Source organism: Streptomyces jeddahensis (assembly GCF_001642995.1).
GTDB lineage: Bacteria > Actinomycetota > Actinomycetes > Streptomycetales > Streptomycetaceae > Streptomyces > Streptomyces jeddahensis.
The window spans coordinates 100,802-126,049 of the sequence record NZ_LOHS01000081.1 but is presented as its reverse complement, the minus strand read 5'-3'; the positions used below and the strand labels follow the sequence as shown (position 1 = coordinate 126,049).

The following is a 25,248-nucleotide window of genomic DNA, read 5'->3' as shown; positions in this document are numbered from 1 at the left end:
AAGAAATCCGGCCGGAGCGTGCATGCGCGTCTCCCCGGGAGGGTATGAAATTTGTTTTTCAGCGTTCAGCCAGGGTTCAGAGGGCGCCCTGGGTCCAGGGTCCGGTGATCGCGAACGTGATGCCCGGGGTCTGGATGTTCACGAACAGCCAGTTGCCGTTCTTCGGCTCGAACACCGAGCCGGCCCACTCGGAACCCCTGTGGTCGGCCGCCGCGACGTTCTTGCCCGCTGTCCCGCTCCGCAGGTCCACGTTGTTGGCGGCGAAGCGGAAGATCTCGCCCTCCGTGGTCAGCCCGTGGACGTACTCGGTGCCGCCGCCGTCCTCGCAGAGCACCAGACCACCGCGGGGGCTGACGCACATGTTGTCCGGTGCGTTGAGGACGTCGGAGCCGGGAGAGGCGAAGAGCACGCGGAACTCGTCGGTGGCAGGGTCGAGTTCGAAGACCTGGCCCTGGCGGGCGGGGCCGCCGTCCGTCGTAATCACGTAGATGCGGTCGTTGCCGTACCAGGCGCCCTCGAGGCGGCTGAACACCGCGGCGCCGTTCGCCTGTGCCTGGAGCCGCACCGTGTCCGTCGCCGGGTCGACGTCCTCCACGGGCACCCAGGAGACGGTGCCGTACGCCTTCTCGCCGTCGAGGCGGGTGTCGTACGACGTGCTGCCGATGCGCAGGGCCTCGAGCCGGCCGCCCTTGGACAGGTCGCCCGGCACCGCCGGGACGAACCGGTACAGCGACGCGTCGCCGCGGTCCTCGGTCTCGTAGACGTAACCGGTCGCCGGGTCGACGGCGATGGCCTCGTGGTTGAACCGGCCCATGGCCTTGTAGGGCTCGGGGTTGCCCTTGCCCTCCGATGCCACCTCGAAGATGTAGCCGTGGCGCGTGCCGGCGGTCGTGGAGAAGGTCTCCTCGCAGGTCAGCCAGGTGTTCCACGGGGTGGGTCCGCCGGCGCAGTTCCGGATGGTGCCGCCAAGGCTGCCGTAGGACTCCAGCCACTGGCCGGCGTCCGGGTCGAAGACGAGGGTGGTGGTGCCGCCGCCGGCCTCCGGGTTGTAGGCCGGAGCGGTGAAGGCGGGACCGGCGCCGCGCTCGTGGTTGCGGACGAGGTGGACCTTGTCGCCGTAGCGGAAGGCCGCCATGCCGTCGTGCGAGCCCGGGGTGCGGGCGCCGTCGTCCATGGGGTCGTTCGTCCACCCGTAGGAGATGTACTCAAACCCGCGGGGCAGCTGCAGCAGCTCCAGGCCGGTCGCCTGGTCCTTGACCGGGCTCAGCGGCCCGTACCCGGCGTCGAACTCGAGCTTGACCGGCGCCGCTGCCGCCGTCCGTGCGGCGAGGGCCTGGAAGGGAACGGATGCCGCTGCGGCCACGGCGGCGCCGCGCAGGAGGGTGCGTCGTTCGAAACCGGGACCGGTCGGTCTTCCGGCGGACATGCCCATCATGAGAGTCCTCTCGATGCAACGAACAAGGGAGAACTGGGGAGCGGCGCCAGAAACCCTAGGAGTGAACCGTTTCTCCGTTTCCCAACGGAAAGTGAGCGTTGAGAGAACCTCTTGCGCGGCAGGGCACTGCGCCCTGCCGCCGCCCGTGGCGCACGGTGCTCAGGAGGGCGCCCGTCCGGCGCCCTCGTCACACCGCCGTGACCGCCGACAGCCGGTGCACGTCGCGCGCCGTGCCCGTGACGCCCGACAGGAAGCCCTGCGCTCTGGGCGAGGCGTGGTCCGTCAGCCAGGCCGGGTCTATGTCGCACACGGCCACCTTCACCTCGGTGCCCGCGAGGGCCAGCGGCAGGGTGTGGACGACCGTCGACGGGAAGCTGAGGATCGTACGGCCGATCGGGCCGCGGCGGGCTATCAGTTCCAGGGGGAGGTCGGGGCGCACGACCTCGAGGCCCGTTTCGACCGCCAGCCGGTGGAGTTTGTCGGAGCTTTCGCGGCGGTGCGCGAAGTACCTGGTGGCGCCGTGGGTGCGGGCGAGGGATGTGACCGCCTCCAGATAGCGGTCGGGGTCGACCACACCCGTTTCGACCAGGGACGTGCCGACCAGGTCGGCTCCCTTGGTGATGCGGGGCGGGCCGAAGCGGGAGCGCGTCCAGCCGAAGTCGTTGGCGGTGATGCGGACGCCGTCGGGTGCCGCCTCGATCGGCATGGACGAGAACACCTCGACCGTCCGCCTGCGGCCGGGAGTGAGGCGGCGGCGCGCCGATGCGGACACCGGTGCGAAGACGATGTCGCGCGCCCCGGGACGGCCGCCGCGCCGGTGCCAGCGCACCAGGCGCTCGCCGCGGGCCAGCTGGGAGATGAACTCCATGGTGGCCGTGCCGTCGTCGACGACGACCAGGTGGCGGGCGCGCGTGATCGTCAGCAGGAGCTGTACGTAGCGGGAGAACGGGTCGCCGATGACGATCCGGCGGGCCGCCCGCAGGAGCGGGGTGAGGCCGCCGATGGTCTGGAAGGGCGCGGCCGGGCCGCCCCTCGCCTCCTCCCAGCGGACCTGGTAGCCCTCGTTCCGGGCGAGCTCGGCCATGCGGCGAAGCTGCCCGCGGGTCATGGGGTCGGTGGGCGACAGGACGACGAGGGTGAGGGCGCCCGGGGTGAGGGGGACGGGGGCGTACGCCCCCGGTGTCTGGTGGGCCGGCTCCCCGGCCGGGCCGGCGGCGGCCTCGTGCCGCGTCCGCACGGACGGCGGCGCGACACTGTCCGTACGCTCCTGCGCGGCCCTGGGCGTGGCTGTGTGCGCCCACTCCAGGACGTTGAGGAGCTGTACGGGGCTCTCGACGAAGGCGAGCGTGGAGCCGGCCGCCGGCCCGGTTCGGGGAGTCATCTGCCGTGTACCGCTCAGACGCCGACCGGCTCGCCCGCGGCGGCGGCGATCTCGGCCTCGGCGACGACACCGGTGACGCGGCGGAGCTTCTTCATCGGGCCGAGCTCCGACTCGTAGACCTTCTTGACGCCGTCACCGAGGGAGGACTCGATGGTGCGGATGTCGCGGACCAGGCGCTGCAGGCCCTGCGGCTCCACGGAGGCCGCCTGGTCGGAGCCCCACATGGCGCGGTCCAGCGTGATGTGACGCTCGACGAAGGTGGCGCCGAGCGCGACCGCGGCGAGGGTGGTCTGCAGGCCGGTCTCGTGGCCGGAGTAGCCGATCGGGACGTTCGGGTACTCCTGCTGCAGGGTGTTGATCACCCGCAGGTTGAGCTCCTCGGCCTTCGCCGGGTACGTCGACGTGGCGTGGCACAGCAGGATGTTGTCCGAGCCGAGGACCTCGACCGCGTGGCGGATCTGCTTCGGGGTGGACATGCCGGTGGAGAGGATGACCGTGCGGCCGGTCGCGCGGAGGGCGCGGAGCAGCTCGTCGTCGGTCAGGGACGCGGACGCGACCTTGTGGGCCGGGACGTCGAACTTCTCCAGGAAGGCGACGGCCTCGGTGTCCCACGGGGAGGCGAACCAGTCGATGTTCTTGCTCTTGCAGTACTCGTCGATCTGGCGGTACTCGTCCTCGCCGAACTCGACGCGGTGCCGGTAGTCGATGTACGTCATCCGGCCCCAGGGGGTGTCGCGCTCGATGTCCCACTGGTCGCGCGGGGTGCAGATCTCCGGGGTCCGCTTCTGGAACTTGACCGCGTCGCAGCCCGCCTCGGCGGCCACGTCGATCAGCTTGAACGCGTTCTCGAGCTCGCCGTTGTGGTTGATGCCGATCTCGCCGCAGATGTAGACGGGCTGACCGGGACCGGCGGTGCGGGAACCGAAGGTGCGCAGGCGGGAGTTGGTGCTCATGGCAGGGGGATTTCCTTACTTGTTGAGGGAGTCGAGAGAGGGGCCGAGGATCCAGCTGGCGATCTCTCGGATCGCGCCGTCACCGCCGGGGACGGTGGTGACCGCGCGTGCGGCGCCGCGCACGACGTCGTGGGCACTCGCGACCGCCACGGGCCAGCCCACGAGGGCGAAGCACGGGAGGTCGTTGACGTCGTTGCCGACGTAGAGCACGCGCTCAGGCGCGATGCCCTGCTCCTCGCACCACTGCTTGAGTGCGAGGTCCTTCCGGTCGATGCCGTGCAGGACCGGGATCTTGAGCTTCCGGGCCCGGGCGGCGACGACCGGGTTCTGCTCCGTGGACAGGATCAGCATCGTCAGGCCGCTCCTGCGGAGGGCGGCGATGCCGAGGCCGTCCCCGCGGTGCACGGAGACGAACTCGCGTCCTTCGGAGTCGATCAGCACCCTGTCGTCGGTCTGGGTGCCGTCGAAGTCGAGTACGACCGCGTCGATGTCGTCGGCGGTCGGGAGGGCGCCGGGCCGGTCCGCGTCGAACAGCGGGGCGAGCGCGCGGGCCCGGGCGAGGTCGTGCGGGTCGTCGACCTCGAGGACTCGGGCGGGGTCGGTGCGTACGAGCTCGGTGTGCCCGAAGAAGCGGTGCTTGTGCTCGCGGAAACCCGCCGCGTCCATCGCGTAGGCGGCGCCGGTCTCCAGGAGGTCCTGGGGGCGGTCCTGGCGGCGGGGGCGGAAGGACTTGTCGTGGTTGACGCCGTAGCCGCCGCGGGTGGTGGGGTCGGCGACCAGGGTGTCGGTGCCGCCCTCGACAGCGGCGCGCTCGGTGCCGATCGCGGCCGGCTCGTCGTCCGCGTCCCGCCAGATGAACCCGTGGAACGGCGCGACGGTCACCGCCGTGTCCGCTCCGTTCTCGACGACCGCAGCCGCCACTCCGTCGATGTCCTCGCGGACCAGGAACGGGCTCGTGCACTGCACCAGCAGGACCGCGTCCACGGCCGCGCCGTGCAGGGCCTCGTGGGCGTCCATCGCGTGCAGGACCGCGGCCTCGCTGGTGGCCGTGTCGCCGGCGATCGCGGCGGGGCGCAGCACCACCTCGGCTCCCGCCTCGCGGGCGCAGGCGGCTATGGCGGCGTCGTCCGTGGAGACCACGACGTCCGTGACGAGCCGGGTGGCGCGGCACTCGCGGACGGCGCGGGCCACGAGGGGCACGCCGCCGACCGGGGCGAGGTTCTTGGCGGGCACGCCCTTGGAGCCGCCGCGTGCGGGGATCACCGCGAGCACCCGGCGTACTGGCGCCGCTGTGCCCGCTTCGGGGTGCGTCATGGGAGAGGTCTCCTCGGTTCCTTGGGGTGCGTGGTCGTCAGGGGGCGGGTTCACAGGCCGCCATGCGAGGGGCCGTCACAACTCGCCCATGCGCCGGATCACGGGCGCCACGCGCTGGACTCCGTGGCGGTAGGCGCCGCGGGCGGCGCGGCGCACGATCTGCCGCACGGGGCCCGGCTCCTTGTCGGACACGGGTGCTCCGGGCAGCGGGGCGCCGTCGGGACCGAGGTGGTGGCGGGCGAGGACGCGCGGCAGATAGCCGGGGGCGGTGACGGGCGTGTAGTACGGCATCAGGGGCGGGAGTTCGGCCGAGTCCAGCAGCGCCGCGATGCGTTCGCGTGCCGCGTCGAAGGCCGTCTCGTAGGCTCCGTCGGCGGCGACGCCCTGCCGGGCGACCCACTTCTCGTCCGGCACCGGCTGGTGGCCGGCGTCGAGCTGGTCCCAGGAGGCGAGGCACCCGGAGCCGGTGAAGTGGTGGTTGCCGAGCGCCTCGCGCACGCCCAGGTCGGTCAGGATGACCGTGGGGATGCGGCGGTGCAGGGCCTCCAGCGCGGCCGTGGAGCTGACGGTGACCAGCAGGTCGGTGCGGTCGAGGACCTCGCCCATGTGCCCGTACACGAGGCGGCAGTTGGCGGGCAGTCCGCCGGGAAGCCGCTGCGCGAGCTTCTGGTAGGGCAGTTCCTCGATGTGCGTGGTGTGCTCGCCGGGCTTGGACCGCAGCTTGAGCAGGACCTCGCGGTCCGGGTGCAGGCGGGCGTGCTCGGCGAGGCGGCGAAGCAGGTAGGTGCGGTCGGCGGCGGTGTCGGGCACGGAGGGCTGGGCGGCGAAGACCACGGTGTACGGGTGGTCCTTGCCGGCCTGCTTCTCGTACGGCTTGCCGCCGAGGAACGGCAGCGCGGTCTCGATGACGGACGAGGCGTCGGCGCCCACTCCCTCGTACACGGCGCGGAACCGCTCCGCGTCGTGGCGGGAGTTGGCGAGGACGAGGTCCGCGCCGTGCCGCAGCAGCAGGCCGTCGGCGAGCTTCTCGTAGACGACGCCGACGTAGCCGGTGACGACGACGGGGCGCTTCGCGCGGCCCTGCCAGACGCGGGCGAGTCCGTGCAGCATGGCCTGGACGGCACCGCCGACGAGGGCGAGGACGACGACGTCGTACGCGTCGTGCTCCCGCTCCATCTCGCGCAGGAACTCGACGGCCGTGACCTCGCGGAGGTCGTCCGCGCGCACTCCGACCTCCCGCAACTGGCGGGCTGTCGGCGTGGCGCGCCCGCGGAGCAGGAAGCCGCTCAGCCGACTGTCCGGAACGGTGCGGTTCGCGGTGAGCGCGCCCCATTTCCACCGGGTGTCGGAATCGGCGAGTACGGCCACCCGCGGGGAGTTCGTCGAAGTACTTGCTGGCACGTCGACGACGCTAGGAAGGCATTTCGAGCCGCGGCCCAACCCGAATGCAACAAACGGTTAACAGCACATCGACGAATGGCGAATCGGGCCGGGAACGAGCCCGGAAAGTGCCTGGTTCACGGTACCGCCACGCGTCGTTCACCTTGCATCAAGCCGTGAGTCAAGACGAATGCCGAACCGGCACCTAACGTCATGCAGGTGGTCAAGCTCTCCGTCATCGTGCCGTTCTACAACGTGCAGCAATACGCGCCCGACACCTTGAAGAGTCTGCGTGCCAACGCACGCGACGACTTTGAATTCGTTTTCGTCGACGACTGCTCGAAGGATGAGACTCCGGACATCCTCGAACGCGCGGCGAAGGAACTGCAGGGCGCCGGCGGCGTCGGCCGGGTGGTGCACGTCAGACACGAAGTGAACGGAGGCCTCGCGACCGCCCGCAACACGGGTATCGACGCGGCGACCGGCGAATACCTCACTTTCCTGGACGGCGACGACTGGCTCGCGCCGGGTTACTACGCCCGACTGGTCGCCGCCATCGAGGAACTGGGCTGCGACTTCGTGCGTACCGACCATGTGCAGTGTACGGCGAGGGCCCGCTCCATCCACCGGGTTCCGCACGGCCTGCGCGATGTGGTGATGAAGCCGCGCGACGCGATACTCCCCGCCGACCGGTCCACCTCCGTCGACTACCCGTACGCCTGGGCGGGCGTCTACCACCGCCGCCTCGTCGACAAGGGGCTGCTGCACTTCACCGACGGGCTGCGCACGGCCGAGGACCGGCCGTGGATCTGGCGGCTGCACCGCGAGGCGGAATCCTTCGCGGCCGTGAGCCTGCTCGGCGTCTTCTACCGGCGCGGGGTCGCGTCGTCGCTGACGCAGATCGGCGATGTGCGCCAGCTCGATTTCATCCGCGCATTCGACCAGGTGATACGGGAAACAGCCCAGGATCCGGAAGCGGAGAAACTGCTGCCGAAGGCCGTGCGCACGTATTGCGCCATCATTTCCCACCACCTGGGATCCATCGAAAGGTTCGAACCATCCGTGGCGCGCAAACTGAAAGCGATGAGCGCGGCGGCACTGAAGCGAATGCCGCAGCACGTGCTGGACGACGCACTCGATTCCATGGACATCGAGCGGGCGACGCGGCTTCGCCGGCTGCGCAGGCGGTCGGTGTCCGCCGGGGAGGTGGCCGCGTGAGCTCCGCCGTGTTCCCCAGCTCCGGGCAGGGCGCGGCCGGTCGGCGCCGCACCACCCAGATCTTCATGGCCTCCACGCTCTACGGTGCCGCCACGCTCGCCGCAGCGCTCGACGCGGACTGCTACGGCCCCGCCGACCGGCGCATCCTGCTGGTCTCCAACAACGCGGCGACGCCCGAGACGACACCGCCCGTGAACGAGATGCCCGGGTTCGCGTGCCTGCGCGACCGCTTCGACGACGTGCTGTCGTGGAACGAGGCCATCTCCCCATTCCACCCCGGCGGTTGGGCGCCGCGCGCCGATGATCTGCTGCTCTGGGAGCGGTATCTGCGGCTGCTGTGGGAGCTGGGTGACGACGACGTGGAGCTCGCCGTCGAGTCGATCCAGGTCAACCCGGCCCTGGCGCTGTGCCAGATCTTCACCGGTGCGCCCGTCGACGTCTACGCGGACGGGCTGATGAGCTACGGCCCGACCCGCAACAAGATCGACCCGCTGGTCGGCACGCGGATCCGGCGGCTGCTGCACCTGGACCTGGTGCCAGGGCTGAAGCCGCTGCTGCTCACCGAGTTCGACGTGCAGCCGGAGATCGTGCCGAGCGACGTGTTCGTGAAGGTGCTGGCCCAACTGGGCGACGACGCCGAGGAGTCGGCGGCCGCCCTGCCCGACGTGCAGGAGCCCGCGCTGCTGCTCGGCCAGTACCTCTCGGCGCTCGACATCCTCACCGCCGATGAGGAGGAGAACCTGCACGTCCGCATGGTGCGCGGGGCCGTCGAACTCGGCCACCGGCGCATTGTGTTCAAGCCCCACCCCACCGCTCCGGCCCGCTGGTCGCGGACCCTGGAGCGGGAAGCGGAGAAGCTCGGCATCGAGCTGACGGTCCTCGACTCGCCCGTGCTCGCCGAGGTGCTCTACCAGCGCATGCGCCCCGCGCTCGTCGTCGGCTGCTTCTCCACCGCGCTGCTCACCGCGTCCGCGTTCTACGGCCTGCCGGTGGCCCGCACCGGCACCGGGCTGCTCCTCGAGCGCCTGACGCCGTACCAGAACAGCAACCGCGTCCCGGTCACGATCGTCGACGCGCTGGTGCCGGAGCTGAGCGACCGCGCGGCCGTGGAGGCCCAGCGGCTGGATGCCGAGTCCGTGGAGCTGACGGGTCTCGTCACGGCGGTCGGCTATGCGATGCAGTCGAAGATCTACCCGGGCCTGCGGCCGGCCGCGGAGGCGTACCTCTCGCGCCACCTCGACTCCCGTACCTGGCGGTACTTCAAGCGCCGCCGCCTCACCTCGCTGGCCCTGCCCGGCGCGGTGCCCTCGCAGCTGGCGTTCATTCCGCGCAACGCGACGGTCCGAAGAGTCGCGCGCCGCGCACGGTCGTTCAAGCGGGCCGCGCTCGGATGACGGCCCCGGGCACGGCACTCCCGAAGCATTCACCGGGAGCGAGCACGACCCGTCCTTCCCCGGTCCCGGGCACGTCCCGGGACCGGGACCGGGCCCTGGACCAGGGCCAGGCCCCCGTGCGGCAGCGCGCCCCGAGGCTGCGCGCCCTCGACGGGCTCCGGCTGGTCGCCGCGCTGATGGTCGCGGCGTACCACTACGGCGGCCGGGACGGCGAGATCTCCCAGGCCTGGGGAGCCTCCAGCAAGACCGTGTTCCCCACGGCCCACACGTGGTTCGCCTACGGCTGCCTGGGCGTCCAGATCTTCTTCGTCATCAGCGGCTTCGTGATCTGCATGAGCGGCTGGGGGCGGCCGCTGCGCTCGTTCTTCGCGTCCCGCGCCGCGCGCCTGCTGCCGTCGTACTGGGCGGCGGTCATCCTGGTCACGGCCGTCTTCGCACTGCCGCCGGTCGCCTACGAGGCGGTGTCGCCGAGCGACGCACTGGTGAACCTGACGATGCTTCAGCAGCCCTTGGGCGTGGACCGCGTCCTCGGCGTGTGCTGGACGCTGTGGGCGGAGATCCGCTTCTACGCCCTGTTCGCGCTGTGCATCGTGCTGCCCGGGGCCACGCGCGGGCGCATCCTGCTGTTCTGCGGGGTGTGGACGATGGCCGCGGCCATCGCGGAGGCCGCTGGGGGCACCTCCCGCTCGGAGAGTGGGGGAGAGCCGCTGCTCGACATCGTGCTGATGCCCGAGTACGCGCCGTTCTTCATCGGTGGCATCGGCCTCTACCTGGTGCACCGCGATCGCCGGGACGTCATGGCCTGGGGCGTCGTCGCCGTCAGCTGGCTGATCGGCCAGCACTACGCGGTGTCCCGGCTGTGGCACGCCCCGGACCCGGACTTCTTCTCGTACCGCTCGTCCCTCGGCATCATCCTGGTCGTCACGCTCGGCTTCGCGGCGGTGGCCGCGATCGCCCTTGGCGCGCTGAGCTGGGCGAACTGGCGCTGGCTGACGGTCGCGGGCGCCCTGACGTACCCCTTCTACCTGGTGCACGAGCACCTGGGCTGGGTGGTGGTGGGCGCGCTGCACCGGGGCCTCGGCCTGCCGCCCTACGCGACGCTGGGCCTGACGTTCGCGGCGATGCTGCTGCTGGCGTGGCTGCTGAACCGGTATGTGGAGGGGTGGCTGACGCCGTTGCTGCGGTCGCGGCTCGCGGAGGCACGACGCTGAACGGTTCCCCTGGGCCGGCCCAGGGGAACCAGCCGGATTCACCTCACCAGCCTGACAGACCGTGGTCGCCCCTTGCCCCGTATGGTGACGGCGTCAGGGACTCACATCACACGTCATCCGTGCCGGAGCTTTCCGTGGCCGTCGCCGCTCGTCTTGCCTCCACCATCGCCGCCCCGTTGGACCCGGCGTCAGCCGACGCTCCGCTCATACTGCACTGGCCCGGACGCAGGCTGCTCGTGCAGCGCGGGGACACCGAGCTGGCCGTCCGCGACCTGGACGAGGGAGGGACGGAGACACACTTCCCCGCACCGTGGCCTCGCGGGTACGGCTCGGTGACGGTCTCTCCGACGGGTGATGTCGCCGTGTTCGCCGGCGTGCACGCGTTGCGAGCCGTGGATTCGACCGGTGCCGTGCGGTGGGAGATCCGGCACGGTTGCTGGTCCTCCGCCGTGTGCACCGAGGCCCATGCCTCGTTCTCCGAGTACGCCGACGACTACCACCACGGCCAGGCGGACACCGGCTCAGCGGCCTTCTCCTCGGACGGCAAGCTCCTCTGGGCCCACATCCGCAGCTACGAGGGGCGCGACATCACGGAGGAGTGGCTGATCCTCGACCCCGTCGACGGCACGGTGCTGACCCGCGCCGCAACGATGACCGTGGGATCGGGCTCCTTCCACTTCCCGCATCCGGACCCGGCGTTCATGGGGCTGACTGTCGGCGAGGGCGAGGAGGACTCGCCCGTGCTATGGGGACACTGGGATGGCGCGAAGCTCACTGTCCAGCGGTTCGACGAGCAGGTCCTCCTCGCCGTGAGCCCGTCCGGGGAGCACTTCCTGACCACGGATCCGGGGCAGTGGGCCCTCTACCTGCACCGGGCGGAGGACGGCATGGAACTGCGGCGTCTGAACGCCGAGGACGCCGTGCCCCCTCCCTCGAGCGAGGACGACCGCGTTTTCTGGGACTACGAGGCGGCGTTCCCGTACGAGGACACCGCCGTGGTCGGCACCGAGTACTACGCGGAGGTCCCCCGCCACTGGCTCGTCCACCCACGCACGATGGCCCTGGGCGGCCGGATCGCCTACCCCTTCCCTGTCTCGGGATCGCCGCGTTCGGCGGGGCAGGGCATCTGGTACACGGTCTCGAAGGACCAGACCACCCTCCACCTGTGGCGTCTGCAGGATGCACGCTGAGGACCGGCGTCACGCCTGTCCTCCCGAAGTACCGGTCTCAGCCCTCCTCATCGACGACGATGCGGCCGATCGTCGTGCCGGGCGTCATGCGCCGGGTGCCGGTCCTGAGCTGGACGCACAGGTCCCAGTACACGTCGTACGGCACCCGTTCCAGGTTGTGGACCTCGTCCTCCCCTCCCAGGAACAGGGGCACCTTGTAGCCGACGCACTCGTCGAACGCGAGCCGTTCGAAGCCGGGCTGGGTGGCCCGCCACTGGTCGAAGAAGTCCGCGGCCAGCGGCGAGGTGTCCGTGACGAGGACCTCGTCGTGGAAGGGGTGCAGGCCGATGCCGCTCTCCATCAGCTCTCCCGCACCCGGCTCCACCAGGACGACATGAGGGTCGGCGGGTTCACCAGTCGCCAGGTCGACGGCGAGATTGCGGCCGAGCCAGTCGAAGCCGAAGCAGTACATGCGCTGTTCGAACCCGCGGAGCAGCCGCCCGCAGACGGCGTTGGCCGCCGCGGCGGTGCGCGGTGTGTGGACGCGGTACAGACCGTGCTCGACGGAGGCACCGGACAGGGCGGCGAAGAGTTCGCCCACCGCCTCCGGCACGGGTCCTGCTGCTGCGTCCGCCGGCTCCGCCGGAAGCCGGTCCGTCACGCGGTACCGGGTCAGGAACTTCTCGAGCATGCGCGGGCCTTTATCAGTCGTAATAGCCGGGTTCCGCAATGAGAGCGGACTGGAAGTAGTACCCCTGGGCGTCGCTCACACTGTCTGCCGCGAAGGGGCGCCACAACGCCAGCAGCAGATCCGGAGCTGTCACGGAGCTGCCGCGCTCCTCCACTTCGATCGCAGTCCGGCTGCGGAGCAGGGCGATGACCTCTGACGCCGGAAGGGAGAAGAGATCAATTCCCTCATATTGAACAGAGACCGAAGAATCCGGTCGGAAGACCTCAATGGCATTGACGATGCCGCCAGTCCCGGTATATGCCTGGACGGAAAGACGGCTTGTGTAGTGCGCTACCCCTCGGGTGGGAACCTCGGAATTCCCCGGGGTGCGGAAGCCCTCGATGTGACGCAGCGCGACCTCCGCGTCATCAATGCTCATACCTATCCTGACTGGCCCTACCCGCTCTGGTGGAATTACTTCGAGAATCATGGCACGGACTCTACCGGGAGCCACCGAAGAAAGGTGGCGCGATACCCGGACGGGTTCGAGCACATGCCGATCCGCCTCACCCATGGACTCGGTGGCCAGAATTGAGGTTTGTACACCCTGGTGCGTCAAGGGCGTCAAATCCCTGGGGGCGCCCCGCCATCCCAACGGTAATAGGCGCCTTTCCATGGCATGCCTGGAAAATGCACCAAGACAGACACGTGAAGAGGGGTGCCCCGGCCCGACTGGCTTGCCGGCTGGAGCACCCCTCTGCCGTGCGTCACATCACCTGCCCGACGTCAGATGGCGTCAAGCTCGACCTCCTCGCCGTTCACTCGGCGGGGCCTTGCTCCAGCCGTCCCACATGGCTGAGCAGGTCGGCCCACTGGTCGTCCCGCCCAGTCGCGGAGAGGCGCACATACTCAGGCCCCGCCACCCACCGCAGGAAGAACGAGGTGAAGTCGTCCGCGGCCCTCTCGAAGGAGGAGGACATCCACCACTGGACCCCGGTGTCCGGGAAGTACCAGACCTCCCCGGTCGCACGGTTCACGAAGAACGGTTCATCCGCGATGACACCGCAACAGAACCACTCGTCGCGGCCCAGGACGACCGCCGCTCCGGGAACCGGATCGGCATGGAACTGCATACCGTCCACCGTGGGGACTCCGAAGACGGTCACGTCACCGCACGTGGCGCCGTTCACGACCTCGAGGAACTCACGGTACGAGGCGGGCAGCGCGCTGCCCAGCTCGTCCCGCCGAGCCCCAGCGGGCAGCGAATTCATCATGCGCCACTCGCTTTGACCGCTCATCGCGGCGCGCAACTCATCCACCACCCGCTGAAGTTCGGCAGTCACAACGCACCTACCATTCGATATTGATCTTGATCGGCGTGTAGTCGTCCAGATTCTTGATCTGGGGCCAGATCTGCTGGGTACCTATGTGCCAGTTGGTGAAGCGGTCCAGCATCTTGAGGTTACCAGCGGTGTCCGGGCCGCCCAGTTGGAGCTCGTGCACGTGGTCAGGGTCCATGCGGTTGAGGATCCTGTCCTTCAGCTTGTCGGCGAAGGCGGGGTTCGTCCCCCCGTACTGGTCGTACACCCGCCGGATCAGGTCACCCTTGTAGTTCTTGGTGACAGCGGAATTGCGGGCGACCGGGTTGGGGGCCTTGAACAGCTTGCCTTCGTCGCTCAGCTTCTGCAGCGCCGCGGCTTTCTTGGCGAACTCCGTCCGCGACATCCCCTCCTGGTACCGGACCGTGATCTCGACCGGTTCGCAGTTCGCGTTGTGGACGAGAAGGGTCTCCCCGCCGGCCACCACGTAGTACGTGTGAACGCTGGCGACGGTGAGGTTGTGGACACGCTCAGTGCGGTGCTGGTGGTCGACGGCGGTGATCTGGACCCACGTACCGCTCGACGTGCGGAGCCAGGCGCCGGGGTCGAGGTCGCCCGCTTCGACCCACCGGCCGGCATCAGGGAGCCAGTAGGTGTGCGCCTCGGTGGAGGTGATCTTGGCGGTTCTGTCCCCGTCACGGCCGTCGACGTCGACGGTGAGCGTCACGAGGTCCTTGCCGCCCTTGCTGCTGAAGGTGTCGATCACCTCGCGGCCTCGGGTGTCACCGGACTCGACGTCCGTGGCCAGGACGTGGTCACCCTCGCGCAGCTCCTCGATGGCCTTGGTCGAGCCGTCGGCCATCACCACCCGGGTTCCGGGCACGAAACTGTTCGTGCACTTGGGCGCTTCCGGCTCCTTGGTCCCGTTCTTGGGGCCACCGGGCGTTTCGGGATCGGTCTTGCGAGCGGTATTGCCCGCATCCGCGGCCGCCTCGGCCTTGTTCTCCGCCTTTCGCACGTCATTGGCGGTGTCGAGGGCGTCGACACCCTTCTTGGCGTACTTGCCCGCCTTGACCGCCGTGGCTCCGTAACCGACGAGCGGAATGGCCGAGGCCATGGAGAGCGCGGCATCGGCGTAGTTGCCCTCCGCCGCGTACCAGATGCCGTTGGCGACGTCCGCGACCTCGCCCACGACCGGAACCATGCCGACGACGTCGAGTGCGGCATGACCGATGTCGGAGAGCGACAGGCCGAACAGGTGGCCGTCCAACTCCACGAAGCTGATCGGGTTGCCGCCGGCGAAGGCGTAGCGGTTGCCGGTGAAGGGATCCGTGGCCAGTGACATATCCGCGAGTGCGCCGCCGTACAGGTCACGGGTCAGGAAGCGGTTCAGGCCCGGGTCGTAGTTGCGGAATCCCATGTCGTAGGTGCCGGACGCCCCGTCCCAGCGGGACGCGTTGAAGCGGAAGGCGTTGTACGACTCCTTGTCGGGATTCGCTGCGTCCGGCTTGTCAGCACCGGTGAACTGCGACTCGTCGTCCTTGCCGTATGCGGTGTAGCCGTAGGTGGCCCGGGTCTTGCCGTCCTCCTTGGTGATCGCTTCGATGTCACCGCGCGGGCTGTTCGTGTACTGCGAGTACTCCTTGCTGCCGTCGTCCTTGTGCTTGATCTGAGTGGCCTGCTGGCCGGAGGGCAGGTACTGGTACGACTTGTCGGGCTTGCCGTTCAGTTCCTCACGCAGAACCTGGTTGTCCAGGCCGAGGTAGGTGAACGCGGTGGTCTTGGACTCGCTCCCGGACGCTGTCTGGGAAACCGTCCGGTCGAAGGGGTCGAAGACGTACGACGTGGTCACCGCGGCCGTACCGGAGCCGGCCCGGACCTTCACGGTGCGGTCGAAGCCGTCGTAGTAGTACTTCTGCGAGGTCTTGCCGCCGATGCTGACGGTATCGAGTCGGCCGAGCGGGTCGTAGTTGTAGGTGGAGGAGACGCCGTCTGCGCTCGCCGACAGCAGCCGGTTGCGGTCATAGCGCATGGTCGTACGGATGTTGTCGACCGTCTGTTCTATGACGTTGCTGTTGCGGTCGTAGACGTAGGACTCGGTGGCCGGGGAGTCACCGCTCTTGGTGACGTTGGTGATGCGGTCCTGCGGGTCGTAGTCGAAGGTGTACGTGTTGTTGATGTACGCCGAGTTGTCGTCGGCGTTCATCAGCTTCAGCACGTCCTTGGAGCGGTGGCCGTTGAGCGAGTACTCCAGGTCGTGCTGCGCCACCACCGTGCCGCTGGACGTCTTCTCGACGGACTGCTTGACCGACCCGTCGAGGTAGTACGTCATGTCGAGCGTGTTGCCGTTGGGCTTGGTCTGCTTCAGCAACTGCCCGCGGGCCGTGTACGCCAGCGTGGTGATCTGCTGGTTGCCGGCTGTCGGTGAGTCCGCGTTGGTGACCTTGGAAACCAGGTCACGCTCGTCGTACTCGATCTTGGACCACGTCAGGTCATGGGTCGACGTGACGGGGTTGCCGTTCTCGTTGTAGGTCAGCGCGGTGGTGTTCTTCACCGTGCCGGACGCGATTTCCTCGACCTTGGAGATCCGGTTGAGGCCGTCGTAGGCGATCCGATATGTGTCCGTCTTGGCGCCCGACGAGTTGTCCTTGACCTCCACCATCGCGCCGTTGGCGTCGTACTTGTAGGTGAAGTCCTTCTTCTCGTTGTCAGTCTCACCCGTGTTGGAGCGGACAAGCTTCACCGCGTCAGCGACGACGGTGCCGTTGGCCTGATCGGTGAGGCTGACCTTCTGGGGGCCGTCCTCGACGAAGGAGTAGCTGCCCAGCGAGATCCAGTTGCCGGTGTTCTGGGTCTGGTCGACCGTCTTGGTGACGCTGCCGCCGTTGTGGTCGACCGTGAACTTGGCGTCGCTCGCCGCGCCCGTCATCTTCGGGTGACGTACGAAGACCTCGTACGTGCCGTCCTGCGGGATGTTGAGCTGCCAGACGAACTTATCGGCGCCGGTGCCCGCCGGATGCGAGTAGGTGTCATAGCCGTACTGCTGCTCGGCCTGCGTACGCGACCAGTTGCCCTGGATCGCGGTGTTGTTGAAGTCCGAGCTGTCGACCAGGACGACCTGCTTGCCGACGGGGACACCGTCGTCGGAGCGGGCCTTCTGGTTACCCGACTGGTAGTAGTCCCAGGTCATGGTGCGCTGCTGGGAGCCACCGGCCGAGGTGAGGGTGTTCTTCGTCTGCTGGCCGAGTTGGTTGTAGTCGTAGGACGTGGTGATGTCCCACGGGTCCTTCGCAGTCCTCGTCCAGCCGTTGTCGTAGTAGGTGTACTCGGTGACGTTGCGGACGGTCTGGCCGTCCGACGGCGGCGCGGACACCGAGCTGAGGTTGCCGACCTCGTCGTAGAAGTAGAACGTCGAGTCGGGGGTGTTGTAGCGAGCGTCGTCCTTCTCGAAGGGCGAGCGCTCCTCCTTCACCCGGTTCAGCTCGTCGTAGACGGTCTCCGCCGTGTAGTCCGTGGTGTCGTCGGTGGTGGCGACACCGCGCGGGGTGATCGTCTTCGTCCGGTTGCCGACCTGGTCGTACTCATACTTGGTGGTCCGGTAGGTGATGTTCCCGGAGCCGTCCTTGCTCACCGGGAGCTTGGACTCGACGAGTGCGCCGCGCTCGTCGTACGTGGCGAGCGCCTCATTGCCCTCGGCGTCCGTCTGACCGACGGTCAGCCCGTCCTTGTCGTAGCGGGCGGAGGTGAACTTGCCGATGGCGTCGATTGTCTTCACGACCCGGTGGTTCAGGTCGTACTCGTACTTGGTGGTGTAGTCGTCCGGGGCCGCGGAGGCGTTCTTGCGGGGGTCGACCACCTTGATCACGTTGCCGACGTTGTCGTACGACGTGGAGACCTTGCCGCCGTTCGCGTCCTTGACCTCGATGGGCTGGTAGATCGCGTCGTACGTGGTGGTCGTGGTGTAGTCGCCGACCGTGGCGGTCTCGTTGCCCTTCGGCTCGATGATCGTCAGGACATTGCCGACCTTGTCGTACGTCGTGGTGGTCTTGCGGGCGGGGTCAGTCGCCTCGTCACCGGGCATCGTCGACTCGACGAGCTGGTCCGCCTTGTCGTACACCGATGTCGACACGGCTCCGTTGGGTGCGGTGGCCCTGGTGATGTTGTCGTTGGCGTCGTACACAGGCGCCGGCGTGGTGATGAACTCGCCGCCCGCCTGGTCCTTCGGCTCCTTCTTCTCCAGCGGCCGGCCGAAGACGTCGTAGGTCTGGGTGACCTGCGCGTCCTTGGCGTTCGTCACCTTGGTGACATTGCCGCGCACGTCGTACTCGAACTTCGACAGGTTGTTCAGCGCGTCGGTGATGGTCGCCGGGTAACCGCTGGGCTGGAAGCCGCTGTAGCCGGTGGCGTGACCGTTGGCGTCGATCGCCTTCGTCACCTGGCCGTACGCGTCGTACTCCGTGCGCGACGTGTAGTCGCCCTCGGTCGCGGACGCCACGCCCTTCGGGTCCGCCACCGAGGTCAGGTTGCCCCGGCTGTCGTAGCCGAACTGCCAGGTGCGGCCCTCCGGGGACTTCTTCTGGAAGAGGTCCGCGATGTGGCCGTTGAGGCCGTAGGAGTAGGTGAAGGTCTGGGCTGCGGTGCCGTTCTTGTTGGCCTCGGCGTCCTTCTGCTCCAGCGGGTAGCCGGTCTTCTGGTCGTAGACCCAGGTGGTGACGGCCCCGTTGGCCTCCTCCAGGCGCGTGACGTTGTTGTCCGCGTCCCAGTTCAGCTTGGTCGTCTCGGACTTGGCGTTGGTGATCTGCGTGGAGCGGCCGTAGCCGTCCAGCAGCTGGGTCGTCGTGTGGTTCTCCGCGTCCGTCACCTTCGTCTCGATGAACGAGCCCGCGGTGCCGTCCGTGTCCCGGTAGACGTAGCCGGTGTCGCCGCCGAGACGGTCGGTGATGGTCTGCGTGTTCCAGTGGAACTTCGGGTCGTCGCCCTCGCTCGGGTAGTAGTAGTCGAGCGAGGTGGAGTTGGAGCGCGGGTCGGTGACCTTGACCAGCTTGGCGTTCTTGTTGCCCTGCGTGGCGTCGTAGGTGAACGTGAAGACCTTCGGCTGGGACGAGCCCGCGCCGTCGGTCAGCTCACCCAGCAGACCCTTGTCGCTGTAGACGAACTCGAGCTTGCGGCCCGAGATGTCGGTCATCGACTTGACGTGGTCGATGATCTTCGGGCTGGTGAGGTTGGTGCCGGTGACCTTCGTGCCGGCGTCGTTGATGTACGCGTACGAGTCGCCCTTGGCGTAGTAGTCCACCGTCAGGGTCTGACGCCCGGCCGGGTCGGTGATGTACCGCAGGAACTTGACCGGCTTGTTGTTGGACTTGCGCTCCTCGTACGTGTACGTCTGCGTGTTGCCGTTCTTGTCGGTGATCGACGTGAGGTAGCCGTCGCAGTCGAAGAAGAACTGGGTGCGGTCCGGGCGCGTCAGCGACCAGGCCTTCGGGTCGCCGTCCTTGTCCGGGGTGCAGTCCACGCCGGAGCCCTGCTGCAGCAGGTAGTGCACACCGGCCGGGGCCTTCCAGGTCCCGTCGTCCTGCTTGCGGAAGACGTGCGCGGTGCCATCACCGTCGGGCAGCGTCACCTCGGTCGGGTTGGGGTTGGGGTGGAAGTCCAGGGCCGCGCCGAGCCGCAGCGGCATCGCGGCCTGGGCCGACCAGCCGTGGCCGAGGACGGTGTCCGAGGTGTCCTGCGAGTTGTACGCGAAGCGGACGAAGGTCGACAGGCCGCGGCCGGGGTTGGAGAAGGCGTTGTACTGCCAGACGGAGTTGCCCGCGTACAGGTTCGTCATCAGCGTCGAACCCGCACCCGTGTTCTTGCCCGCGTACGAGTAGAACTTCTCCAGGCCGAGCTGGTCGGAGGTCGGGTCCTCGACGCGGACGTTCTGGGCGAGCGGCGGGATGTTCTCGGTGGCCGACAGCCAGGTGCCCGCGGTCTTGTCGCGCAGGTCCCACTTGAGGACGTAGTCGAGCCGCTTGTTGCCGGAGTCGCTGTTGATGGGCGCCTTGAGCTGCGCCTTCACGGTGACCGTCTCACCCGGGTAGAGGTCCTCGGGCAGGGCGGTCTCGAGCTGGTTGCCGCCGGTGGTGGCGTCCGTGCCGTCCGGCAGCGACCAGGTGTAGGACAGCACCTGGTCGGCGGCCTTCCACACCGAGGTGGTGGTGTTGGTCAGCGTGACGTCGACCGTGTACTGGTCGCCGGGGATCATGCGCGCCGGGGTGTCGGGCGCGAAGTACGTCGAGTCGGTGCTCTTGTCGATGTAGGTCACGACCAGCTGCGGGCGCAGCTGGGGCTCCTCGGCCTCCGAGGAGAGGAAGATCGTCCGCTCCTGCGGGCCGGCTGCCGACTCGTCCTTGAGCCGGATCGCGACGCCCTTGTTCTTTGCCGGGTCGCTGACCCAGGACTGGGCGAGCGAGGTGAGGTACCAGGACTGGCGCGCCGGGTCGTTGGTGACGGTGCCCACCGTGTCGGCGACCGCGGCGTCCATGTCACCGCCCGCCGTCGTCCACGCGGTGCCGGTCGCGGAGTTGTTCCAGGACGCTGTGGTCTCGTCGAAGTCCCTGGTCAGCCCGCGGGCCTCATAGATCGCGCCCGGGGTCCCCGTGGTGGTGGTGAAGCCCCACAGGTCCAGCTGCGCCTCCGTCACACGCGAGTTGGCCGGGATCGCGCTCACGCCGGGGAACTTCAGCAGCGCACGCGTCGTGCCGTAGGTGGACGAGTTGTTGCCCACCGACAGCCAGTTCCGGTTCAGGCCCGCGTCGGAGAGCGTGTCGTGGCCGGTAGTGGGCTGGGCGGAGGACAGCGTGGTGTCGGCCTGCCCGGACTGGAGCACCAGCGTCGTGCGGCCCGCCTTGGGGAGTTTGACGATCTGTGTCGCGGCGGGGATGACCTGTCCGTCGCGCGTCTTCACCGCGACCATGTAGTAGAAGACGTTCCCGAACGAGTCCGCGGAGTCCGCCGGGGTCGGCGTCGCCGTGGTGTCCGTGAAGCTCGTCTTGTCCTTGGCGACGGGGGCGACCAGCGTCTGGGGGGACGGCGTGAACGTCTGGTAGACGCTGCGGTGCACCTGGTACTCGACGATGTCGTCACCGAGGTCGGCCGACGGGTCGTTGTACGCGGACCAGTCGAGCTCGGCGCCGGTGGCGTGGATCACCTGGGGCGCGTCGAGCGTGACGCCTGGGCGGCCGTAGGTGAGCACGAGCCGGGGGTAGTTGGCGACCTCGCCCTTGTACGCGTACTCGGCGGCCTCGTAGCGCGGTCCGCCCTTGGGAGCGGTGCTGCGCTCGTCGGCGGCCTTGATGACGAAGCCGTGGTTCGGGTTGGTGCCGTCGATCCAGGACTGGACGGTCTTGGTGACGCTGAAGGAGTTCCAGGTGTTGCTCTTGTTCGGCTCCTTGACGGCGACTCCGCCCTTGGTGAGGCGTACGGCGTCGGCGAGGACGGCGGTGGAGGTCGACGCGGGGCCGTCGCCGAGGACGACCTTGCCCGCGGTGCCCGCCTTGAACGGGTGCGTGCCGAGCGTCTTCCACTGACCGCCGGTGCCGCTGCTCTGGTCGACCGTGTACGTCTTGCTGCCGCCGTTGTACGTCACCGTGTACGGCGCGTTGGTGGCCCGGTCGGACGCGGGGACGTAGTGCACGTCGACCCGGTAGTCGCCGTCCTCGGGGAGGTTCGGCTGCCAGGTGTAGGTGTCCCCGGGCAGCAGGTCCTTGTTGTACAGGTAGTCCTGGTTGACCGCGTACTGCGTGTACGCCGTGTTGGTCGAGGCCGGCCAGGCGCCCTTGGCCGCGGTGGTGCCGGAGTCGCGGTCGTCCACCAGGACCGAGGTGCCGGACAGCTCGCCCGTGATGCCGCTGGCGCTGTTCCAGGTCGCGGTGGTCTCGTCCCAGGCCTGGGTGGCCCGGTGCGCCTCGAGCAGCACCTCCGTGTCGCTCACGGTGTGCGTCTGGTCGTAGTAGAGGCGCAGGTCGGCGGAGTCCAGCTTCGTCCCGGCCGGCACGCTGCCGAGGGGGAACTTCAGCAGGGCGCGGGAGCTGCCAGTGGAGGTGTTGCCGACGGAGAGCCGCCACACCCCGTCGTAGTTGCTGGTCGGCCCGTCGGAGGAGATCATCACGTCCTGCGACTGGCTGACCGTCGGCGAGATCGAGATGGTCGGGTCGATGACGACGGGGTAGCTGCGCTTGTCGGAGGCGAGCCACTTGGCGTCCGGGCGGAGGGTGAGCTCGTAACTCCCGTCGCGGCCGGACGCCTTGAGGGTCTGCCGGACCGCGTCGGTGCCGGCGGTGCCGTACGGTGAGTCGGCCTTCTTCTTCGCGTCCGTCATGAACGGCGCGGGAATGACCAGATCGGGGCGGTTCGGGCCGGAGGCGTCGGTGTAGAGGGCGATGGCGCCGCTCTTCAGCCGCTTGGCGGTCAAGCCCTTGGTGGTGAGCGTGAACGCGTAGGACGGCGTGCCCTTCGGGGGCCCGTCGAGGACGATGCCCTCCTTCACGGTGCCGTGCCCGACCGTGTACGTCAGGTCGGCGCCCTCGCTCAGGGCGTCCTCGTAGATGACCGTGTCACCCTCGGTCTTCGGGCTGAGCTTCTTGTCCGCGGCGCCCTTGAGGCCGATGACCACCCAGTGGCCCTTGTCCAGTTCGAACCGGACGAGTTCGCCGGGGCGCTCGCCGAAGTACGTCTTGGCGAGGTTGGTGGTGTTGGCGTACCGGTAGCCGTCGCGTTCCGTGCCGCGCACGGCGGTGTCGATGGGCTTCCAGTCCTTGCCGGCCTCGTAGTGCGTGGGCACGGAGGAGACCTCGGACTGGATTCTGCCGTCGGACAGCTGCCAGTAGCGGGCGCTGGGCGTGCGTCTGTCCTTGAGTTCCTTGACCCGCTTGGGTTTGGGTCTGACGCTGCCCCGTGGCAGGTGCTCGTTGCTGGGCACCCCCGCGTCGGACAGCTCCGGGGGCTTCGCGGGCTCTTGCTCGTCGTCGTCGACGCCCAGCCAGTCCTTGATGCCGCCGAGCAGCGCCTTGCCGTCGGCGGGCGCCGCGAAGGCTGGCTGCGGCAGACCAGCGGCAAGGACCGACACCATGCCGGTCGTCGCCAGAACGCGTCGTACGCGTGGTCCGAATCCGTACATCGCTGCTTGCCCCGGATCCTTTCGGGAGCGGACAGGGATCGGCGGCCGCCCGAGGGCGGTCGCCGACAGCGAGTTGTACAGAAGAAGCGCGTGACCATGTCAAGTGTCGAGACATCGCGCCTATACAGGGCATTGAGTACCTGAAGGGCACCAATTCCCTTTTAAACAGGAAGTTTTGAGCCAGTCTTTACGCGCTGGCCAGCGACAGCTTCACCGCGAACCCGAGGAACAGCGCGCCCGCCGCCGACGTCGCCCCCGCCGACAGCCGCCTACGACGCCGGAAGGCATCGGCGAGCCGTGTCCCGCTGAAGATCAGCGCGCTGAGGTAGAGGAAGCTCGCCAGCTGAGCGAAAGCGCCGAGCACGACGAACGAGAGGGCCGGATAGGCGTAGGCCGGGTCCACGAACTGCACGAAGAAGGCGACGAAGAACAGGATCGCCTTGGGGTTCAGCAGGCTGATCACGAGAGCTCGGCGGAAGGGCCGCTCATCGGCGGCGGCCGCCGTGGGCGCCTCGTCGGCGACGCTCCTCTCCCGCCGCGTACGCCACATGCCCCACGCGGCCCGCAGCATCCCGATCGCGAGCCAGCTCAGATAGCCCGCGCCGGCGTACTTCACGATCCCGAACAGCACGGCGTTGCCCTGCAGCAGCGAGGCGACACCGGCCGCCGACAGGGTCATCAGGACCGTGTCCCCGAGGAACACCCCGGCGGCCGCCGTGTATCCGCTGCGAATGCCGCGCCGCGCGGCGACGGACAGCACGTAGAGCGAGTTGGGCCCCGGCAGCAGGATGATGAGGACAAGCCCCGCGAGATAGGTCGGAAGGTTCGTAACGCCAAGCATGGGCGGAGTGTCGCATGCGGGTACGCCACTCCGCCTTCGGATATCGCGGGGTGGGACGACGGGACGTCAGCCGCCGCCGTCGAGCAGGGTGTCCACGAAGGAACCGACCAGGTCAGAAGGCATCCGACGGCACGTAGGTCCCCCACACCTCCCGTAGCGCGTTGCACACCTCGCCCACCGTCGCGCGGGCGCGCAGGGCGTCCTTCATCGGGTACAGGACGTTGTCCGTGCCCTCGGCCGCCTTCTTCAGCTCGGCGAGGGCCGTGTCCACGGCCGCCTGGTCGCGCTCGGCGCGCAGCTTGGCCAGGCGCTCGGCCTGCTGGGCCTCGATCGCCGGGTCGACGCGGAGCGGCTCGTACGGCTCCTCCTCGTCGAGCTGGAAGCGGTTCACGCCGACCACGACGCGCTCGCCGGAGTCGGTCTCCTGGGCGATGCGGTAGGCGGAGCGCTCGATCTCGTTCTTCTGGAAGCCGCGCTCGATGGCGTTGACCGCGCCGCCCAGGTCCTCGACCTTGCCCATGAGCTCCAGGGCGGCGGCCTCCACCTCGTCCGTCATCTTCTCTATGACGTAGGAGCCCGCGAAGGGGTCGACGGTCGCGGTCACGTCCGTTTCGTAGGCCAGGACCTGCTGCGTCCGCAGGGCGAGGCGCGCGGACTTGTCGGTCGGCAGCGCGATGGCCTCGTCGAAGGAGTTGGTGTGCAGGGACTGGGTGCCGCCGAGCACCGCCGCCAGTCCCTGGACGGCCACGCGGACCAGGTTCACCTCGGGCTGCTGCGCCGTGAGCTGCACGCCGGCCGTCTGCGTGTGGAAGCGGAGCATCAGCGACTTCGGGTTCTTCGCGCCGAACTCGTCCCGCATCACCTTCGCCCAGATACGGCGCGCGGCACGGAACTTCGCGACCTCCTCGAGGATCGTCGTACGCGCCACGAAGAAGAACGACAGACGCGGCGCGAAATCGTCCACGTCCATGCCGGCCGCGACGGCCGTGCGCACGTACTCGATGCCGTCCGCGAGCGTGAACGCGATCTCCTGCGCGGGCGAGGCACCGGCCTCGGCCATGTGGTACCCGGAGATCGAGATCGTGTTCCACTTCGGGATCTCGGTCCTGCAGTACTTGAAGATGTCCGCGATCAGCCGCAGCGACGGCTTGGGCGGGAAGATGTACGTCCCGCGCGCGATGTACTCCTTCAGCACGTCGTTCTGGATCGTGCCCGTGAGCTTGTCCGCGGGCACGCCCTGCTCCTCGCCGACCAGCTGGTACATGAGGAGGAGCAGCGCGGCGGGGGCGTTGATCGTCATCGACGTCGACACCTTGTCGAGCGGGATCCCGCCGAACAGCACCCGCATGTCGTCGATCGAGTCGATCGCCACGCCCACCTTGCCGACCTCGCCGTGCGCGATCGGCGCGTCGCTGTCGTGGCCCATCTGGGTGGGCAGGTCGAAGGCGACCGACAGGCCCATCGTGCCGTTGGCGATCAGCTGCTTGTAGCGGGCGTTGGACTCGACGGCGGTACCGAAGCCCGCGTACTGGCGCATCGTCCAGGGACGGCCCGTGTACATCGTCGGGTACACACCGCGCGTGAAGGGGTACGAACCCGGCTCACCCAGCTTCTCCGCCGGATCCCAGCCCTCGAGGGCGTCCGGCCCGTACACCGGCTCGATGGGCAGTCCCGACTCCGACTCCCGCGCCATGGTTGTGCCTCCCGCTGAGTTACCCACTGTTAACTACCGACCCTCGCGACGGACTGTAGTGGGGGGCGTGCGGCCAGTGGAGAGGCCCACGCTGGGACCTTCCTCACAGACTC

The 25,248-nt window shown here is 68.7% G+C and carries 15 protein-coding genes; 4 read left to right on the top strand and 11 right to left on the bottom strand.

The genetic code is table 11. From position 1 onward, the window contains the following. Positions 1-76: 76 nt before the first annotated feature. From STSP_RS17335 to STSP_RS17315, 5 genes are all read right to left on the bottom strand, one after another. Positions 77-1,426 carry an alkaline phosphatase PhoX gene (locus tag STSP_RS17335; protein WP_232789686.1) on the bottom strand — a complete coding sequence of 450 codons (1,350 nt, stop codon included), beginning with the start codon at positions 1,424-1,426 and terminating at the stop codon, positions 77-79. A 196-nt stretch (positions 1,427-1,622) separates the two neighbouring features. After that, entirely contained in the window at positions 1,623-2,816 is a 1,194-nt protein-coding gene (locus tag STSP_RS17330) for a hypothetical protein (RefSeq protein WP_067278506.1), read from the bottom strand. Positions 2,817-2,830: 14 nt separating this feature from the next. Beyond that, the gene (locus STSP_RS17325; RefSeq protein WP_067278504.1) at positions 2,831-3,769 is read right to left on the bottom strand and encodes an N-acetylneuraminate synthase family protein; all 939 of its coding nucleotides are present in this window, start codon (positions 3,767-3,769) and stop codon (positions 2,831-2,833) included. A gap of 15 nt (positions 3,770-3,784) precedes the next feature. Beyond that, positions 3,785-5,083, bottom strand: a complete 1,299-nt coding sequence (locus STSP_RS17320; protein WP_067278501.1) for an N-acylneuraminate cytidylyltransferase — start codon at positions 5,081-5,083, stop codon at positions 3,785-3,787. A 75-nt stretch (positions 5,084-5,158) separates the two neighbouring features. Then, positions 5,159-6,484 carry a DUF6716 putative glycosyltransferase gene (locus STSP_RS17315; protein ID WP_067278498.1) on the bottom strand — a complete coding sequence of 442 codons (1,326 nt, stop codon included), beginning with the start codon at positions 6,482-6,484 and terminating at the stop codon, positions 5,159-5,161. 198 nt (positions 6,485-6,682) lie between these two features. On the opposite strand from STSP_RS17315, the gene STSP_RS17310 reads away from it, so the two are divergent. The 4 genes from STSP_RS17310 (at position 6,683) to STSP_RS17295 (ending at position 11,476) form a co-directional block, all read left to right on the top strand. After that, positions 6,683-7,681, top strand: coding sequence for a glycosyltransferase family 2 protein (locus STSP_RS17310; protein ID WP_067278594.1), 999 nt, complete (start codon positions 6,683-6,685; stop codon positions 7,679-7,681). A gap of 65 nt (positions 7,682-7,746) precedes the next feature. After that, positions 7,747-9,075, top strand: coding sequence for a polysialyltransferase family glycosyltransferase (locus STSP_RS17305; protein ID WP_067278591.1), 1,329 nt, complete (start codon positions 7,747-7,749; stop codon positions 9,073-9,075). After that, positions 9,072-10,286 carry an acyltransferase family protein gene (locus STSP_RS17300; RefSeq protein WP_078067259.1) on the top strand — a complete coding sequence of 405 codons (1,215 nt, stop codon included), beginning with the start codon at positions 9,072-9,074 and terminating at the stop codon, positions 10,284-10,286. Before STSP_RS17305 ends, STSP_RS17300 begins: the two co-directional genes overlap by 4 nt. Positions 10,287-10,405: 119 nt before the next feature. After that, positions 10,406-11,476, top strand: coding sequence for a hypothetical protein (locus tag STSP_RS17295; protein WP_078067258.1), 1,071 nt, complete (start codon positions 10,406-10,408; stop codon positions 11,474-11,476). 37 nt (positions 11,477-11,513) lie between these two features. Here STSP_RS17295 and STSP_RS17290 read toward each other — a convergent pair whose 3' ends face one another. The 6 genes from STSP_RS17290 to STSP_RS17265 all read right to left on the bottom strand — a co-directional run bounded on the left by STSP_RS17290 (position 11,514) and on the right by STSP_RS17265 (position 25,135). Further along, a complete protein-coding gene (locus STSP_RS17290) occupies positions 11,514-12,146 on the bottom strand; it encodes a T6SS immunity protein Tdi1 domain-containing protein (RefSeq protein WP_067278494.1) in 633 nt (210 codons plus the stop codon). Positions 12,147-12,159: 13 nt separating this feature from the next. Then, complete coding sequence (locus STSP_RS17285) at positions 12,160-12,564, bottom strand: hypothetical protein (protein WP_078067257.1); 405 nt, start codon at positions 12,562-12,564, stop codon at positions 12,160-12,162. 379 nt (positions 12,565-12,943) lie between these two features. Then, positions 12,944-13,468: an SMI1/KNR4 family protein gene (locus STSP_RS17280; RefSeq protein WP_067278489.1), complete on the bottom strand. Its 525-nt coding sequence runs from the start codon at positions 13,466-13,468 to the stop codon at positions 12,944-12,946. A gap of 7 nt (positions 13,469-13,475) precedes the next feature. Then, complete coding sequence (locus STSP_RS17275; RefSeq protein WP_078067256.1) at positions 13,476-22,601, bottom strand: golvesin C-terminal-like domain-containing protein; 9,126 nt, start codon at positions 22,599-22,601, stop codon at positions 13,476-13,478. A gap of 187 nt (positions 22,602-22,788) precedes the next feature. After that, a complete protein-coding gene (leuE, locus tag STSP_RS17270) occupies positions 22,789-23,442 on the bottom strand; it encodes a leucine efflux protein LeuE (protein WP_067278486.1) in 654 nt (217 codons plus the stop codon). A gap of 112 nt (positions 23,443-23,554) precedes the next feature. Then, positions 23,555-25,135, bottom strand: a complete 1,581-nt coding sequence (locus STSP_RS17265) for an acyl-CoA mutase large subunit family protein (protein WP_067278484.1) — start codon at positions 25,133-25,135, stop codon at positions 23,555-23,557. Between the last annotated feature and the right edge of the window lie 113 nt (positions 25,136-25,248).

What these genes read in the sequence shown, in the direction of transcription:
- STSP_RS17335 (WP_232789686.1), bottom strand. Translation starts at nt 1,426, where the DNA reads ATGTCCGCCGGAAGACCGACCGGTCCCGGTTTCGAACGACGCACCCTC.
- STSP_RS17330 (WP_067278506.1), bottom strand. Translation starts at nt 2,816, where the DNA reads ATGACTCCCCGAACCGGGCCGGCGGCCGGCTCCACGCTCGCCTTCGTC.
- STSP_RS17325 (WP_067278504.1), bottom strand. Translation starts at nt 3,769, where the DNA reads ATGAGCACCAACTCCCGCCTGCGCACCTTCGGTTCCCGCACCGCCGGT.
- STSP_RS17320 (WP_067278501.1), bottom strand. Translation starts at nt 5,083, where the DNA reads ATGACGCACCCCGAAGCGGGCACAGCGGCGCCAGTACGCCGGGTGCTC.
- STSP_RS17305 (WP_067278591.1), top strand. Translation starts at nt 7,747, where the DNA reads ATGGCCTCCACGCTCTACGGTGCCGCCACGCTCGCCGCAGCGCTCGAC.
- STSP_RS17300 (WP_078067259.1), top strand. Translation starts at nt 9,072, where the DNA reads ATGACGGCCCCGGGCACGGCACTCCCGAAGCATTCACCGGGAGCGAGC.
- STSP_RS17290 (WP_067278494.1), bottom strand. Translation starts at nt 12,146, where the DNA reads ATGCTCGAGAAGTTCCTGACCCGGTACCGCGTGACGGACCGGCTTCCG.
- STSP_RS17285 (WP_078067257.1), bottom strand. Translation starts at nt 12,564, where the DNA reads ATGAGCATTGATGACGCGGAGGTCGCGCTGCGTCACATCGAGGGCTTC.
- STSP_RS17275 (WP_078067256.1), bottom strand. Translation starts at nt 22,601, where the DNA reads ATGTACGGATTCGGACCACGCGTACGACGCGTTCTGGCGACGACCGGC.
- leuE (WP_067278486.1), bottom strand. Translation starts at nt 23,442, where the DNA reads ATGCTTGGCGTTACGAACCTTCCGACCTATCTCGCGGGGCTTGTCCTC.
- STSP_RS17265 (WP_067278484.1), bottom strand. Translation starts at nt 25,135, where the DNA reads ATGGCGCGGGAGTCGGAGTCGGGACTGCCCATCGAGCCGGTGTACGGG.